The organism is Paraburkholderia sp. FT54 (genome assembly GCF_031585635.1).
GTDB lineage: Bacteria > Pseudomonadota > Gammaproteobacteria > Burkholderiales > Burkholderiaceae > Paraburkholderia.
The window spans coordinates 1948688-1965028 of the sequence record NZ_CP134195.1; the positions used below are offsets into that span (position 1 = coordinate 1948688).

Annotated in this window: 17 protein-coding genes; all 17 read left to right on the plus strand. The window is 64.6% G+C overall.

Going from position 1 to position 16341, the window contains the following annotated elements; all coding sequences use genetic code 11:
- The first annotated feature begins 156 nt into the window (after window positions 1-156).
- The 17 genes from RI103_RS09130 to hypE all read left to right on the plus strand — a co-directional run bounded on the left by RI103_RS09130 (window position 157) and on the right by hypE (window position 16323).
- On the plus strand, window positions 157-618 hold the full coding sequence (locus RI103_RS09130) for a DUF2946 domain-containing protein (protein ID WP_310815011.1): 462 nt from the start codon (window positions 157-159) through the stop codon (window positions 616-618).
- 105 nt (window positions 619-723) lie between these two features.
- Window positions 724-1620 carry a hypothetical protein gene (locus RI103_RS09135; RefSeq protein ID WP_310815012.1) on the plus strand — a complete coding sequence of 299 codons (897 nt, stop codon included), beginning with the start codon at window positions 724-726 and terminating at the stop codon, window positions 1618-1620.
- A gap of 27 nt (window positions 1621-1647) precedes the next feature.
- Complete coding sequence (locus RI103_RS09140; protein WP_409076969.1) at window positions 1648-2031, plus strand: copper resistance protein CopC; 384 nt, start codon at window positions 1648-1650, stop codon at window positions 2029-2031.
- Window positions 2032-2161: 130 nt separating this feature from the next.
- Window positions 2162-3217 (plus strand): HoxN/HupN/NixA family nickel/cobalt transporter, encoded by a 1056-nt coding sequence (locus RI103_RS09145; protein WP_310815013.1) that lies wholly within the window; start codon window positions 2162-2164, stop codon window positions 3215-3217.
- 337 nt (window positions 3218-3554) lie between these two features.
- Window positions 3555-4613: a hypothetical protein gene (locus tag RI103_RS09150; protein ID WP_310815014.1), complete on the plus strand. Its 1059-nt coding sequence runs from the start codon at window positions 3555-3557 to the stop codon at window positions 4611-4613.
- 53 nt (window positions 4614-4666) lie between these two features.
- A complete protein-coding gene (locus RI103_RS09155; RefSeq protein ID WP_310815015.1) occupies window positions 4667-6481 on the plus strand; it encodes a nickel-dependent hydrogenase large subunit in 1815 nt (604 codons plus the stop codon).
- Window positions 6478-7092 carry a NifU family protein gene (locus RI103_RS09160; protein WP_310815016.1) on the plus strand — a complete coding sequence of 205 codons (615 nt, stop codon included), beginning with the start codon at window positions 6478-6480 and terminating at the stop codon, window positions 7090-7092. The genes RI103_RS09155 and RI103_RS09160 overlap by 4 nt, the downstream gene beginning before the upstream one ends.
- Window positions 7089-7727: a DUF5947 family protein gene (locus RI103_RS09165; RefSeq protein ID WP_310815017.1), complete on the plus strand. Its 639-nt coding sequence runs from the start codon at window positions 7089-7091 to the stop codon at window positions 7725-7727. Before RI103_RS09160 ends, RI103_RS09165 begins: the two co-directional genes overlap by 4 nt.
- Complete coding sequence (locus RI103_RS09170) at window positions 7720-8379, plus strand: DUF6084 family protein (RefSeq protein ID WP_310815018.1); 660 nt, start codon at window positions 7720-7722, stop codon at window positions 8377-8379. Before RI103_RS09165 ends, RI103_RS09170 begins: the two co-directional genes overlap by 8 nt.
- Complete coding sequence (locus tag RI103_RS09175; RefSeq protein WP_310815019.1) at window positions 8376-9788, plus strand: hypothetical protein; 1413 nt, start codon at window positions 8376-8378, stop codon at window positions 9786-9788. Before RI103_RS09170 ends, RI103_RS09175 begins: the two co-directional genes overlap by 4 nt.
- Entirely contained in the window at window positions 9785-10336 is a 552-nt protein-coding gene (locus RI103_RS09180; protein ID WP_310815020.1) for a hydrogenase maturation protease, read from the plus strand. Before RI103_RS09175 ends, RI103_RS09180 begins: the two co-directional genes overlap by 4 nt.
- 60 nt (window positions 10337-10396) lie before the next feature.
- Window positions 10397-10498 (plus strand): DUF6893 family small protein, encoded by a 102-nt coding sequence (locus RI103_RS39620; protein ID WP_370707810.1) that lies wholly within the window; start codon window positions 10397-10399, stop codon window positions 10496-10498.
- 24 nt (window positions 10499-10522) lie between these two features.
- Window positions 10523-12934 (plus strand): carbamoyltransferase HypF, encoded by a 2412-nt coding sequence (gene hypF / locus RI103_RS09185; protein WP_310815021.1) that lies wholly within the window; start codon window positions 10523-10525, stop codon window positions 12932-12934.
- A 30-nt stretch (window positions 12935-12964) separates the two neighbouring features.
- Window positions 12965-13240, plus strand: a complete 276-nt coding sequence (locus RI103_RS09190; RefSeq protein WP_310815022.1) for a HypC/HybG/HupF family hydrogenase formation chaperone — start codon at window positions 12965-12967, stop codon at window positions 13238-13240.
- A 31-nt stretch (window positions 13241-13271) separates the two neighbouring features.
- Window positions 13272-13979, plus strand: coding sequence for an SIS domain-containing protein (locus RI103_RS09195; protein ID WP_310815023.1), 708 nt, complete (start codon window positions 13272-13274; stop codon window positions 13977-13979).
- Window positions 13976-15235 carry a hydrogenase formation protein HypD gene (gene hypD, locus RI103_RS09200; RefSeq protein ID WP_310815024.1) on the plus strand — a complete coding sequence of 420 codons (1260 nt, stop codon included), beginning with the start codon at window positions 13976-13978 and terminating at the stop codon, window positions 15233-15235. The genes RI103_RS09195 and hypD overlap by 4 nt, the downstream gene beginning before the upstream one ends.
- Entirely contained in the window at window positions 15232-16323 is a 1092-nt protein-coding gene (gene hypE / locus RI103_RS09205; RefSeq protein WP_310815025.1) for a hydrogenase expression/formation protein HypE, read from the plus strand. The genes hypD and hypE overlap by 4 nt, the downstream gene beginning before the upstream one ends.
- Window positions 16324-16341: the final 18 nt, after the last annotated feature.

Below are 16341 nucleotides of genomic sequence, written 5' to 3' on the forward strand. Positions count from 1 at the left end.
CCGGTGTGGTGGCCGACGCGGCACGTTCGAAGACGCGCGCTGCCTACGCGGCGCGCGAGTGAAATGCCCAGCATAACTGCCGCTGTCACGACCGGACTGCGGGGTTGGTCATGGCATAATCCGCGACAGCTTCCCCTTCGTGTCGCCGGGCGCATCGTGAGTCGTTTCTATCGGAAGATCGGCAGTTGGCTGGGATTGTTCGCGATCCTGATGGCCTCGCTCGCGCCGACGATCTCGCACACGCTCGCCGCACGCAGCGATGAAAGCGCCATGTCAGCCGAGCATTGCGACATGCCGTCGATGGCGTCCATGGGTTCGATGGACTCGATGGACTCGATGGACTCGATGCAGGACGACACGCCGGACGCGACATCGGTCGCGTCCAACGCGGCCGATCAGACAGGCGGCAAACACACCCCTCACACCGTCATGTCCGACGGCGACGCCTGCGGCTACTGCAGCCTGCTTGCCCACATGCCCGTCGTGCCGAGCGTCGAGGCACTGTTCGTCGTCACCGTCCGCGCTTTGCAGCACACCGTCGCGACCCGCTTCGAGAGCGTGCGCCGCGTCGAGCCGCTCACCCCCGCTCAACCCCGCGCCCCTCCGTTCGCATCCTGATTCGAGTCACCACGGCGCGATGCATCGAATGCATCGCGGTTGCCGCCGCGCGTCCACGCGACTGTGCGCGCCGGCAGTGTCACGACCCATGAAACAGGATGAATCATGCCTATCCAAAGAACGCGCAGCGGGCAACCGCTGCGCGCGGCAACGCTTGCCGCAGCCACCGCCAGCGCATTGTTGTGCGCATCTTCACCGGCCAGTGCACACGCGATTGCGGGCAACCGCGTCTTCCCAGCGACGATGGCCGTCGACGACCCCGGCGTCGGGGACGAAGCCAACTTCGAGTTCGGCCATCAACGCGTGCCGGGCGACAACGGCGACCAGAGCATCAACACCTTCGACTTCGAGTACGACAAGCTGATCACGCCGCGGCTCGCGGTATCCGTCGACGGCACCTATGCAATGCAGAACAATCCGCAGGCGCACGGCTTCGACAACTTCGGCGTTGGCCTGAAGTACCTGCTGTACGTCAACGACGCGCACGAGTTCATGACCTCGATCGGCGTGGAGGCCGAACTCGGCGGCACGGGCAGCCGCGCGATCGCCGACAACTTCTCGACGATCTCGCCGACCGTCTTTGCCGGCAAGGGCATGGGCGATCTGCCCGACTCGCTGGCGTATCTGCGGCCGATCGCCATCACGGGTGAAGCGGGACCGGCGCTGACCACCGGCGCGGGACAGCCGAACGCGTTCAACTACGGCTTCACCCTGCAATACAGCTTGCCGTATCTGCAGCAGCATGTGCGCGATGTCGGCCTGCCGCAGCCGTTCGCCAATCTGATTCCGCTGGTGGAGATTCCGCTGTCCCGCAGCCAGGGGCAGACGACCGGCACGGTCAATCCAGGCTTTATCTGGATCAACCGTTATGGACAGTTCGGCGTGGAGGCGCAAATCCCGATCAATCGCGCGAGCGGCTCGCATGTGGGCATTCTGGTCCAGGCGCATATCTTCTTCGACGATGTCGCGCCGACCACGATCGGCAAACCGCTGTTCCAGTAAAGCAGGAGAGTGATGATGAATGGCACGATGATGAAACACCAACGCTTGCGCGGGTTCGGCGCTACCGCGAAGCTAACGGCGCTGTTTGCCGGTCTCGCACTCGCGAGCGGGGCCTTCGCGCATGTATTCCCTCAAAAGCAGGAGCCGGGAGCAGGCGCGACGGTAGCATCGCCCGCTCAGGTGCGGGTGATTTTCGACGGGCCGCTCGAAGCGGCGTTCAGCTCGCTGACGGTGACCGACGCGAGCGGCAAGCAGGTCAACACGCAGAAGGCCGCGGTCGATGCGCATCAACCGGCGCTGATCGTCGTGCCCTTGCCGCCGCTCGCGGCGGGTCACTACACGGTGCATTGGGTGGCCGTGGCGTCGGACGGACATCGCACCCATGGCGACTACGCGTTCAATGTGAAGTAGCCCGAAGCGGTGATGCGCTGCGTCATCCATCGAGCGATGGCGCAGCGTCTGAAAAGGTCTATTATCGAAAAGACGCATCGAGCGCCTAGCCGTGCAACGCAGCCGTCCTCGCCTTCGGGGAGAAGAACACATGACGGAGTTCGTGAAGGCGCTCCCCGCAGCGAAGCCCGGATATCAGCGCCGGCGGATCGCATGGCTCTACGCGTTGCTACTGACCTTCAATCTCGCCGCGTGGCTCGCGGCCTTCATGGCGTTTCGCGGCTATCCGCTGCTGATGGGTTCCTGTCTGCTGGCGTACTCGTTCGGTTTGCGGCACGCCGTGGACGCGGACCACATCGCCGCCATCGACAACGTCACGCGCAAGCTCATGCAGTCCGGCCAGCGTCCGCTGACGGCAGGGTTGATGTTCTCGCTCGGCCACTCCACCATCGTCGTACTGGCGACGCTCGGCATTGCCGTCACCGCCATGGCCTTGCAAACTCAACTGAACGGGTTCAGGGAAACGGGCGCGATGATCGGCACGCTCGTCTCGACGTTTTTCCTGTTCGCCATCGCGCTGCTGAACCTCATCGTGCAGCGCTCGGTGCTGCGCGCGTTTCGGCGCGTGCGCCGCGGCGAACCCTGCGTCGACGAAGATCTCGACATGCTGCTCGCCAATCGCGGCTTCCTGGCGCGCCTCTTCCGGCCGCTCTTCCGCCTGATCACACGAAGCTGGCACATGTACCCGCTCGGCTTCCTGTTCGGCCTCGGTTTCGATACCGCGACCGAAGTCGGCTTGCTCGGCATTTCCGCGGCGGGCGCCGCGCAAGGCATGTCGATCTGGTCGATCCTCGTGTTTCCGGTGCTGTTTACGGCGGGCATGACCCTGATCGATACCACCGACAGCATGCTCATGCTGGGCGCTTACGGCTGGGCATTCGTGAAGCCGGTCCGCAAGCTCTACTACAACCTCACCATCACGACGATTTCGGTGCTGGTGGCGCTGCTGATCGGCAGCATCGAAGGCCTTGGGCTGGTCGTCGACAAGCTGCATCTGAGTGGCGGATTCTGGCAGACGGTGGCGGTTCTCAACGATAACTTCGGAATGCTCGGTTATGCGATCGTCGGGGTCTTCGCGTCCGCCTGGTTATTGTCCGCGGCGGTCTACAAATGGCGGCGAATCGGGGAGATAGAGATACGCTCCTGATTGCGATGCAATGACAGCAAGGCCTGGCTCAAACCCTTAAGGGCTATCGTCAGAGAATTGAATAAGGCGTGTGGATGCGGCTATCGCAATGCGCGAAGCTTCGCGAATAAGCTATGAAAATTGGGTTATTCCGAATCGCTGAACTATACTCGAAAAAGTTTTTCGGGCTCATTGCGATGAGCACCATTCAAACGAAAACATGCAGCAAATCCGATCCTTTTAACCGCCCCCTCAAGCGGAAATTACCCCGATCGATTGCTGGACACGTGACTGCCGTGCGGCGCTCGCCACGTATCTTTGTCTGTCCAAAAGAACGTGAACGCAGTGGAGACACATCATGGCAGAAGCAGACAACGTCCCCTATGGGCGCAAGACTCAGCACGCGCCGGCCCTCAAGGAAGTGCACATCATCTGGATCACCGCGGGCCTCGGCTGCGACGGCGATTCGGTGTCCATTACGGCCGCCACCCAGCCCAGCATCGAGGACGTGATTCTCGGCGCGATTCCCGGCTTGCCGAAGGTGCATTTACACAATCCCGTACTGGCGTATGAAAACGGCGCTGAGTTTCTCAAACCGTTTCATCAGGCCGCGCGTGGCGAACTGGACAACTTCGTGCTGGTGATGGAAGGCTCGATTCCCAATGAGCGTATCAATCGCGAGGGTTATTGGGCCGCATTGGGCACCGACCCCGATACGGGCGACCCGATCACGATTCCGCAATGGCTCGACCGGCTCGCGCCGCGCGCGCTGGCGGTGGTCGGCGCGGGAACCTGCGCGACCTATGGCGGCATTCACGCGATGCAAGGCAACCCGACCGGCTGCATGGGTCTCGCCGATTATCTCGGCTGGGACTGGAAGTCGAAAGCGGGCTTGCCTATCGTCAACGTGCCTGGGTGTCCGGTGCAGCCGGACAACTTCATGGAGACGCTGCTGTATCTGCTGTATCAACTCGCGGGCCTCGCGCCCATGATTCCACTCGACGATGCGTTGCGGCCGAAGTGGCTGTTCACCCGCACCGTGCACGATGGTTGCGACCGGGCGGGTTCGTACGAGCAGGCGATCTTCGCGACCGAATACGGCAGCCCGAACTGCATCGTCAAGCTCGGCTGCTGGGGACCGGTCGTGCAATGCAACGTGCCCAAACGCGGCTGGATGGCGGGCATGGGCGGCTGTCCGAACGTGGGCGGCATCTGCATCGGCTGCACGATGCCGGGCTTCCCGGACAAGTTCATGCCGTTCATGGACGAGCCGCCCGGCGCGGTGCTGTCGTCCAATCTGATCAGGAGCTATGGCCCGCTGATCCGCAGTTTGCGCAAGCTGACAAAAAACACGCTCAACGATGAGCCGAAATGGCGTCACAACCGTTCGGAACTCACCACCGGTTACCGTCGCTGAGCGGGCGGAATTCGCGCAGTCAGTGTCGTCAGTGTCGTCAGCAGGAGAAGGTCATGGCCGTCAGCACCGCACCTGAAGCGACCCGCACCACCCAGGCAGCACCGGGCAAGCTGGTCGAAATGAACTGGGATCCGATCACGCGGATCGTCGGCAGTCTGGGGATTTACACCAAGATCGATTTTGCGAACCGCCGGGTGGCGGAATGCTACAGCACGTCGTCGATCTTTCGTGGCTATAGCATTTTCATGAAGGGCAAGGACCCGCGCGACGCGCATTTCATCACGAGCCGGATCTGCGGCATCTGTGGCGACAATCACGCGACCTGTTCGGTCTACGCGCAGAACATGGCCTACGGCGTGAAGCCGCCGATGATCGCCGAGTGGATCGTCAATCTCGGCGAAGCGGCTGAATACATGTTCGATCACAACATCTTCCAGGACAACCTGGTGGGCGTGGACTTCTGCGAGACGATGGTCAAGGAGACCAATCCGGGCGTGTGGGCCAAGGCGCAGAAAACGCCGGCGCCGCACGCGGACAAGCACGGCTATCAGACGATCGCGGAGATCATGACCGCGCTCAATCCGTTTACCGGCGAGTTCTACCGCGAGACGCTGATGGTGAGCCGCTATACGCGCGAAATGTTCTGCCTGATGGAAGGACGCCACGTGCATCCGTCGACGCTGTATCCGGGCGGCGTGGGCACTGTGCCGACCATTCAGCTGTTCACCGACTACATCACGCGTTTGATGAAATACGTGGAGTTCATGAAGAAGGTCGTGCCGCTGCACGACGATCTGTTCGACTTCTTCTACGAGGCACTGCCCGGTTATGAAGAGGTGGGCCGGCGCCGTGTACTGCTCGGCTGCTGGGGTTCGTTCCAGGACCCGAACGTGTGCGATTACAACTACAACACCATGACGCAATGGGGCCGCGGCATGTTCGTCACGCCAGGCGTGGTGGTGGACGGCGAACTGGTCACGACCGACCTCGTCGACATCAACCTGAACATCCGCATCCTGCTCGGCAGCTCCTATTACGACGACTGGGATCACGAAGAAACCTTCGTAAAGAACGACCCGCTCGGCAATCCGGTGGACCGCAAGCATCCGTGGAATCAGACCACGCTGCCGCATCCGCAGAAGCGCAAATTCGACGGCAACTATACGTGGGTGATGTCGCCGCGCTGGCTCGACAAACGCACGGGCGACCACCTCGCGCTCGATACCGGCGGCGGTCCGATTGCGCGCCTGTGGGCCACTGCGTTGGCGGGACTGGTGGATATCGGCTATATCAAGGCGACCGGTCACAGCGTGAAGATCTATTTGCCGAAGACCGCGCTCAAGCCCGAAGTCGAATTCGAGTGGAAGATTCCGAAGTGGAGCAACGCGCTCGAACGCGATCGCGCCCGCACGTATTTTCAGGCTTATTCGGCAGCGGCGGCGTTGTATTTCGCGGAGCAGGCGCTCGCCGAATTGCACGCGGGGCGCACCCGCACGTTCAGCGATTTCACCGTGCCGGAAGAAGGCCTCGGTTGCGGCTTCCATGAGGCGGTGCGCGGCGTGCTCTCGCATCACCTCGTGATCCGCGAGGGCAAGATCGCCAACTATCATCCATATCCGCCTACGCCGTGGAACGCCAATCCACGCGATATCTACGGCACGCCCGGACCCTATGAAGACGCGGTGCAGAACACGCCGATCTTCGAAGAGAACGGTCCCGACAGGTTCAAGGGCATCGACATCATGCGCGCCGTGCGCAGCTTCGATCCATGCGTGCCGTGCGGCGTGCATATGTATGTGGGCAACGGCAAGACCATCGACACCTCGCATTCGCCGACCTTCGGCGTGATGCAGGGAGCGCATACGTGAGCGCCCAGCTGAGCGACCAGCGTGCGGTCGCCGCCCAGCAACGCCGCATCGAGGAACTGATTGCGGCGCTCGAATCGCTCGACGATCCGCGTGCGCGCGAGAGTGCCCAGGAACTGCTGCAGGTTGTGCTCGATCTGCACGCTAGCGGGCTCGCGCGCCTGATCGAAATCGTCTCGTGCGCCGGTGCGATGGATGACGCCATGGTCGAAGCGTTCGAACGCGATGCCAGTGTATCGGCGCTGCTGCTGTTGCACGGTTTGCATCCGCAAGACCTGCCGACGCGCGTGTCGCGCGCGGTGGAGAAGATGCGGCCGCTGCTCGGCGTGCAGGGCATCCAGATCGAATTGCTCGACGCCGCCGAAGAAGCGGTGCGCGTGAAAGTGGCCGGGCGGCTGCAAGGAAAGCACAACTCGGTTGGCGAATTGCAGCAGGAAATCGAACTTGTGATTTTCGAGGCGGCGCCCGAGGCGATGCGCGTCGATATTGCCGGCTTGCAGGACGTCAATGTGCATGAACTGCGCTTCGTGCCTGGTGCGCGCACTGAGGTGCACACCGAAGCGCACCCAGAGCAAACCGAGGTAGCCCGCCGGACCGAGGCCGGCGCGCAATGACGCCCGCCGCCGCCCCGACGCGCGGCTGGGTCGCGGGCGTGCGCCATTTCGTGAGCCGAGCCGATGACACACACTGCGAGTTGTGCGGCGCGCTGCTGCTGGCCGATCATCCTCATCTGTTCGAAATCGGCAAACGGACACTGCATTGCTGCTGCCGTGCCTGCGCACTGCTGTTCGGCAGCCAGCAGAATGCGCGCTATCGGCCAGTACCGCGCGACGCGCGTTATCTCAACGGCTTTTGCATGAGCGACGCGCAGTGGGACGCGCTGGCGATTCCCATCGATATTGCTTTCTTCTTTCACGACAGTTCGGCGCAACGTATCGTCGCGTTTTATCCCGGACCAGCAGGCGGCACGCAATCGCTGCTGGATCTGCAGGCGTGGACCGAACTCGTCGCCGATAATCCATGGCTCGCGCAACTCGAGCCCGACGTCGAGGCGCTGCTCGTGAACCGCAGCGAGGGCGCGCGCGAGTACTACCGTGTGCCGATCGACCAATGTTATGCGCTGACCGGCGTGATTCGCGCGCGTTGGCGCGGCATATCGGGCGGACGGCAGGCGTGGGACGCGATTCATCGTTTCTTCGCCGCGCTGAAGACCCTGGGCCGCGTACCGGAGGGCCTGCTCCATGCCTGATCTCGGATTCACCGTCGAGGCGGCGGAAATGGCGCCGTTTGCCGCGGCGCCGCTACTGGTGTTCAGGCTGCATATCGTCGATGCGGCGACGGGTACATCGGCGCGCCGCGAGATTGCCAGCATCACGCTGCAATGCCAGATCCAGATCGAGGCCACGAAACGCCGCTACGCGCCCGCCGAGCAGTACGGTCTCGAAGACCTGTTCGGCATTCCACCGCGTTGGGGAGACACGTTACGCACGATGCTGTGGACCCATACGTCGGCGGTCGTGCCGCCCTTTACCGGCGAATGCACGCTCGATTTGCCCGTGCCTTGCAGCTACGACTTCAATGTGGCCGCCACCAAATATTTTCACGGACTCGAAGAGGGCGAGATTCCGCTGATGCTGCAGTTCAGCGGCACGGTGTTCTATCGCGAAGCCGATGGCGCGTTGCAGGCCGCGCCGATTCCGTGGCACAAGGAGGCGCCGTACCGTCTGCCGGTGGCGCTATGGCGCGACATGATGGCTCGCTATTACCCGAACGGCGCGTGGCTGTGCCTGCACCGCGATGTATTCGATCGCCTCTCGCGCTTTAAAACCCGCGGGGGTCTGACGAGTTGGGAGCAGGCGGTCACGAGCCTGCTCGACAAGCTCGAGGAGGACATATCGTGAACGCGGTCGAGAGCGTGGTGCAGGCGGTGCTGTACGAAGGCTACATGCTGTATCCGTACCGCCCGACTTCGGTGAAGAACCGGCAGCGCTGGACCTTCGGCGGCGTGTATCCGCGCGCCTATGCGGAGGCATCCGGCAGCGATCCGTGGGTGACGCAAAGCGAGTGTCTGCTGCGCGGCGGCGAGCACACGCGCGTGGCAGTGCGTCCCGGATTTTTGCAGGTGATCGAACGGACGGTGCTGGACGTATCGGAGAACGCCGCGGTGCGGCCGGAGTCGGGCGAGCCCGCGTGGCGCACGGTGCCCGTGCTCGATATCGACGAACGGCGCTATACGCCGTGGCAGGAAGCGGCTGAACGGCACCTCGCGCTGCCCGTACTGGCGCTGGGCGAATTGCTGGACGCGCCGCGCGATATGCCCTTTTCATTCGACGGCGGCAACGAACTTGAACCGCTGGCGGACCGGCACGGCACACTGCGTGGCGCGTTGCGCCGCACGCGCGCGGCGTTGCAAGGCCGCGTCGAAGTAAGCGCGGCGGGCGTGGCGGCGGGTGTCTACCGGCTGAAAGTGCGCATCGTCAACGAGACGCCGCTCGATCATGCGCGCAGCCTTACGCGCGACGCCGCTTCGCTGTATGCGCTGGTCTCGTGCCATACCGTGCTGACCATCGACCGCGGCACATGGATCTCGTCGATCGATCCACCCGACGAGCTCGCGGCGGCGTCGGCCGCATGCCGCAATATCGGCGTATGGCCGGTGCTGGTCGGCGATGAACAGCGGCCCGACACCATGCTCGCCTCGCCGATCATCCTCTACGATTTCCCGCAGATCGCGCCCGAGAGCGCCGGCGATCTGTTCGACGCCACGGAGATCGATGAAATTCTCACGCTGCGCATTCTCACCATGACGGACGAAGAAAAGCGCGAAGTGATCGCCACCGACGAGCGCGCTCGCGCCTTGCTCGCGCGCACCGAAGGTCTGGACGCCGAGCAGATGCGCAAGCTGCACGGCACCTTGCGGCAAGTGCGCGCGCTCGACGCGGCGAGCGTGGGTGCCTCCGTCTGCGCGACGCAGATCGCCATGCCCGTCTCGCCGTGGGCCGAACTCGATGCGCGACCGCATCTCGCGTGTGTGCGGGTCGCGGGCGTGGAGATTCGCATCGGCGATCAGGTGCGCTTGCGCCCGCGCGGCCGCGCGGACATCTTCGATATCGCGCTGAGCGGCATGGTCGCGACGATCGAATCGATCGAACGCGATTTCGACGACCACGTGCATGTTGCCGTGACCATCGACGACGACCCCGGCAAGGACTTCGGCGAGCAGCGCATGCCGGGCCATCGGTTCTTCTTCGGCCCGGATGAGATCGAGCCGCTCGGCCACGCTGCCGGCTCCCGGCGGGGGCTGGTATGAGCGCGATCCTGGTGGCCGGCATCGGCAACGTGTTTCTCGGCGACGACGGCTTTGGCGTCGAAGTGGTGCGGCGTTTGCAGGAACAGTTGGCCGCGGGCGAGTTGCCGGCATTCGCGGCGGGCGTGAGCGTCGCGGACTTCGGCATTCGCGGCGTCGATCTGTGTTACGCGCTGCTCGACGGCGTGGACAGCGCGATCCTGATCGACGCGACGCAGCGTGGCGGCGCGCCTGGCACGCTGTATGTGATCGAGCCGTCTCTCGAAGAGTTGGACGGCGCTGCAAACGGCGATCCCTATGCCGTCCCGATCCTGATGTCACCGCACGAGATGGACCCGGCCAAGGTGCTGCAAACCGTGCGCATGCTCGGCGGCGGTTGCGAGGACATTGTCGTGCTCGGCTGCGAGCCGCAGGACTTCGGTTGCGAAGAGGGCGAAGAAGGACGGATGAGTTTGAGCCGCCCCGTGGCGGCCGCGGTGGAGCAGGCCGCCGAGGTGGTGGTGCGGCTCGTGACGGCGAGGCTGGCACAGCGCGCCGTGCGCGTGGCCTGACATACCGGGTGCGCCGGCACGCCAGCGATACGGTGTGAAATAACCGAAGCGGGAGACATCATGAAAGGATTCCTGAAGTATCTCTTGTTGCCGGCATTGGTGGTCGGCGTGTTGGCGAATATGAAGGACATCAAGCGCTATATCCGCATCCGCAACATGTAGGCGACAACAGCCAGGGAGATGGCTATGAGCACGCATGCACAGCCCGGCGGGCAGGGTTCGACGCAGCATCCGGCGGTCGTGGGACCGGTCGGCGAAGAAATCCGCGTGCGCGGACTGGTGCAGGGCGTCGGCTTCCGGCCGACCGTGTGGCGGCTCGCGCATGCCTGCGGCGTGGTCGGCGACGTGTGCAACGACAGCGACGGCGTGCTGATTCATGCATGGGGCGACGCGTGGACGCTGCAGCGCTTCATCGACAGCCTGAGCGCCGAGTGTCCGCCGCTTGCGCGCATCGACGCGATCGAGCGCCATCAGTTGAACGCGGCGGCCGAGGCGAACGACTTTCGTATCGTGCCGAGCGTGAGCGGCCATGTGCAAACCGGCGTCACGCCCGACGCGGTGATCTGCGCCGACTGCGCGGCGGACCTCGCCGACCCGGCGAACCGCCGCTACCGTTATCCGTTTACCAACTGCACGCACTGCGGACCGCGGCTGTCGATCGTGCAGGCCATTCCCTACGATCGCGCCAATACGACGATGGCGGCGTTCGCCATGTGCGACGCGTGTCGCGCGGAATACGACGATCCCGCTGACCGGCGCTTTCACGCGCAACCGGTTGCGTGCCCGGCATGCGGCCCGCGTGTCTGGCTGGAGAGCCGCGACGGCGCCCGTGTCAACGGCGACGACCCGTGCCGCGCGGCGAGCCAGTTGTTGCGGCACGGCGCGATCGTCGCGATCAAGGGCCTAGGTGGTTTTCAACTGGCCTGCGATGCGGGCGACGAAACCGCGGTCGCGCGTCTGCGGCGGCTGAAGCGGCGCGAGCGCAAACCCTTCGCCCTGATGGCGCGCGATCTGCAAGCCGTGCGCCGGTATTGCACGCCGACCGAAGCCGAACGCGCGCTGCTCGCGAGCGCGGGCGGACCGATCGTGATCATGTCCGCCGACGGCGCCGAATGCGTTGCGCCGAGTGTCGCGCCGGGCGTCGGCACGTTGGGCTTCATGCTGCCGTCCACGCCGCTGCATCGGCTGCTGACGGAGTCGACGGATTCCGCGCTCGTGATGACGAGCGGCAATACCAGCGACGAGCCGCCGTGCATCGACAACGCGGACGCCCGCGCGCGGCTCGGCCGTATCGCCGATGTATTCCTGATGCACGATCGCGACATTTCGCGCCGGGTCGACGATTCCGTGGCGCGCGTGGTGCAGGGGAGCGCGCGGATCGTGCGGCGCGCGCGCGGCTATGCGCCGGCGCCGCTGCTGTTGCCCGAAGGTTTCGCCGACACCCCCGCGGTATTGGCGATGGGCGGCGAGCTCAAGAACACCTTCTGCCTTGCGCACGACGCGCAGGCGATCGTCTCGCATCACATCGGCGATCTGGAAGACGCGCTGACGTATGCGGACTATCGCCGCGCGGTGGCGCAGTATCTGCGTCTGTTCGAGCATGAACCGCAGGTGGTCGCGCTCGACCTGCATCCGGAGTATCTGTCGCGCAAGATCGGCTACGAGCTCGCGCAAGCCTCGCGGATTCCGGTGGTCGAAGTGCAGCATCACCACGCGCATCTCGCTGCGTGCATGGCGGAAAACGGCGTCGCCTTCGATGCCTCGCCGATGCTCGGCGTCGCGCTCGACGGCCTGGGTTACGGCGACGACGGCACACTGTGGGGCGGCGAATTCATGCTGGCCGACTATCGCGGCTATACGCGGCTCGGCCGCTTCAAGCCGGTCGCGATGCCGGGCGGCACGCGCGCTATCGACGAGCCGTGGCGCAATGCCTACGCGCATCTGCGGGCGGCTTTCGACTGGCATGGCTTTACGCGCCACTACAGCGGTCTGGACATGCAGCAGTTCCTGGGCAGCCGTCCGCGCGCCGCGCTCGACTCGATGATCGCGCAGCGCGTGAACAGCCCGCTCGCGAGTTCGGCTGGGCGTCTGTTCGACGCGGTGGCGGCCACGCTCGGCGTGTGCCGCGAGCGTGTGCTTTACGAAGGCCAGGCCGCGATCGAACTGGAGGCGCTGGTCGATCAGCACACGCTGCGCAACGATAGCGACGCGCATGCCTATCCGTTCGAGTTGACCAACACCATGCCGGGCGGCTTGCGCTGCATCGAACCCCGGCCGATGTGGGAAGCCTTGCTGGACGATCTGCTGCGCTGTACGCCCGTGCCCGTGATTGCGGCGCGTTTTCACAAGGGCGTGGCGATTGCGATCGTGCGCATGGTGGAGTGTCTTGCCGATCTGCTGACTGGTCCGGCCGACGCGCGCAGCGTCGCGCTATCGGGTGGCGTGTTCCAGAACCGCATCCTGTTCGAGCAGGTTGTCACGCGCCTTGGCGAAGCAGGGTTTCGCGTGCTGACGCACCGCCAGGTGCCGGCCAACGACGGTGGATTGTCGCTCGGGCAGGCGGTCGTCGCGGCGGCGCGGCAGCGCGGCGAGGCTTGAGGGTTTGCATGGGGCAGAGGAGAGAGCGACATGTGTTTAGGCATCCCAGGGCAGATCGTCGAAGTGACGGATGCGGCGAACGATCTCGCGCTCGTCAACGTCGGCGGTGTGCGGCGCGTGATCAACATCGCGTTCGTGACCGACGCAGACCGGCCGGCGAGCGCGTGCGTCGGCGAATGGGTGCTGGTGCATGTCGGCTTTGCGATGAGCCGGCTCGACGAGCAGGAAGCGGCGCGCACGCTTGCGCTGCTGCACGAACTGGGCGTCGCGCAGGGCGAGATGGATGAGCTGAGCGGCGCGCCGTGAGCGCGCTCCCGCCAGCACACGGAGACCGGTCATGCCCGAACATGAATCGCTGCAAGCGCTGTATCCGTTCCTGCATGGCGCGCATCAGGACGCGCAGCGGCTCGACGCCGCCCTGCTCGAATCGGTGCGTCGCAAGGCACAGGACAGCGTGGACGCGAAGACGCGTTTCTTCGAGGAAAGCGCGCCCGAGGTCGTGCGCGTTGCTCACGCCATTGCCGACGTGTATCGCCGCGGCGGCCGGCTCTTCGCGATGGGCAACGGCGGTTCGAGTTGCGACGCGGCGCATATCGCCGTCGAATTTCTGCATCCCGTGACGACGGGACGCCCCGCGCTCACCGCCATCAATCTCGTCGCCGACATGGCCATGTTGACGGCGGTCGGCAACGACGTCGGCTTCAATCACATTTTCGTCCGGCAACTGGTGGCGCAGGCGCGGCGCGGCGATGCGCTGATCGGCGTGTCGACGAGCGGCAATTCGGAGAACCTGCTGGCCGCGTTCGCGAAGGCGAAAGAAATGGAACTGCTGACCGTCGGACTCTCCGGTCACGACGGCGGACGCATGGCGACGAGCGCCGCGCTCGATCATTGCCTCGTGGTGAGAAGCGACAGCATCCATCGCGTGCAGGAAACGCATGTCGCGATCTATCACATTCTGTGGGACCTCGTGCATACGCTGCTCGCCGACGACCGTGGCGGTCTCGGCGCTTCGGCCACGGCGGCTGCGGGAGGCACGCCATGAAATATGTCGATGAGTTTCGCGACCCGGAGAAGGCGAAAACGCTCGCGAGGGAGATCCGCGCGCTGGTGTCGCGCATCGAACGCGCGAAGCAACGGCCGTTGCAAATCATGGAAGTGTGCGGTGGCCACACGCATACGATTTTCCGCTACGGCATCCAGCAACTGCTGCCGGACGCCGTGGAGTTCGTGCACGGTCCCGGCTGCCCGGTGTGCGTGCTACCGATGGGCCGCGTCGACGATTGCGTCGCGCTGGCGGAGCGCCCGGAGGTGATTTTCACGACGTTCGGCGACGCGATGCGCGTGCCCGGTTCGAAGAAAAGCCTGCTCAAGGCGAAAGCCGACGGCGCCGACGTGCGCATGGTCTATTCGCCGCTCGACGCATTGAAGATCGCGCAACTCAATCCGCAACGCGAGGTGATCTTCTTCGGCCTTGGCTTCGAGACGACGATGCCGAGCACCGCCATGACCGTCTTGCAGGCGCACGCGCGAGAGGTCACGAATTTCTCGCTGTTCTGCAATCACATCACGATCATTCCGACCATCAAGGCGATTCTCGATTCGCCGGACTTGCACCTCGACGGCTTTCTCGGGCCCGGACATGTCAGCATGGTGATCGGCACGCGGCCGTATGACTTCATCGCGCGGCATTATCGCAAGCCGATTACGGTGGCCGGCTTCGAACCGCTCGACGTGCTGCAATCGATGTGGATGGTGCTCAGGCAGATCGCGGATGGCCGCTGCGAGGTCGAGAACCAGTACGGCCGCATCGTGCCTGAGGATGGCAACGCGCAGGCGTTGTCGGCGGTGGCGCGCGTGTTCGAGACGCGCGAGTTCTTCGAGTGGCGTGGACTCGGCTCGATCGATCATTCCGGCGTGCGCATGCGCGAGGCGTTTGCGGGATTCGATGCGGAGCGCAAGTTCGCGGTGCCGAACCTGAAGATCGCGGATCCGAAAGCCTGTCAATGTGGCGAGGTGCTCAAGGGCGTGATCAAACCGCATCAATGCAAGGTGTTCGGCACCGCGTGCACGCCCGAGTCGCCGCTCGGTTCGCTGATGGTGTCGAGCGAGGGCGCTTGTGCCGCGTATTACAACTACGGACGGATTGATACGTCGCGTATCGATGAGCGCCGCCTCGCGCGCCAAGCGGTAGCGTCGGCCACCAGTGCGGGCGCGGCATGTCCTGGTGCCGGCGGCCTGGCCGGGGCGGCAGCGACGGCCGACGCGCTCGCCACCTCCACCGCGCGAGGCGGCCTGTGAACGACCGCGCCGCCACTTCCATCGAACCCGGCACACCGCATCGCGTGCGGCGCGTGCGAGACGCTTCCGTCAATCTGGCGCACGGCAGCGGCGGCCGCGCAATGCGCGATCTGATTGAAGACGTGTTCGTCTCGACCTTCGACAATCCCACGCTCGCGGCGCTGGAAGATCAGGCCGTCTTCGCGCTTGCCGATCTCGCCGCGCACGGCGACCGGCTCGCCTTGACGACCGATAGTTACGTGGTCGATCCGCTGTTCTTCCCCGGTGGCGACATCGGCACGCTGGCCGTGTCCGGTACGGTGAACGATCTGGCGGTGTGCGGCGCGACGCCTCTCTATCTGACGTGCGCGGTGGTGATCGAGGAGGGCTTCTCCGTCGATCTGCTGCGCCGCGTCGCGGCGAGCATGCAGCGCGTCGCGCTCGAAGCCGGCGTCGCGATCGTCACGGGTGACACTAAAGTGGTGGAACGCGGTTGCGCGGACAAGCTGTTCATCAACACCGCGGGCATTGGCGTGGTGCGGCCCGATGTCGCGATCTCAGCGCGCAATGCAAGTCCGGGTGACGTGGTGATCGTCAACGGCTATCTCGGCGATCACGGCGCGGCGATTCTGGTGGCGCGTCAACAGCTTGCACTCGAAGCCGACGTAGAGAGCGATTGTCGGCCCCTGAACGGCCTGATCGCGGCGATGCTCGACGCGTGCCCGCGGATTCGCTGTCTGCGCGATGCGACGCGCGGCGGCGTTGCGACCGTGCTCAACGAATTCGCGCAAAGTTCGAACGTGACGATACGGATCGAGGAAGCCGCGCTGCCGTTGCGCGAACAGGTACAGGGCGCCTGCGAAATTCTCGGGCTGGATCCGCTGTATCTGGCCAATGAAGGCAAGCTGGTGGCCGTCGTGCCCGCCGATGCCGCCGAACGCGTGCTGGCCGTCATGCGCGCGCATCCGGCGGGACGCGAGGCTGCGGCGATCGGTGTGGTTGAACGGAGCGAGGCGGATGCGCGCGGGCTCGTCGTCATGCGGACCGTGTTCGGCGGGCAACGCATCGTCGATATGCTGGTGGGCGAACAACTGCCGCGCATCTGCTGAGCGGCCAAAGGGAGCGCG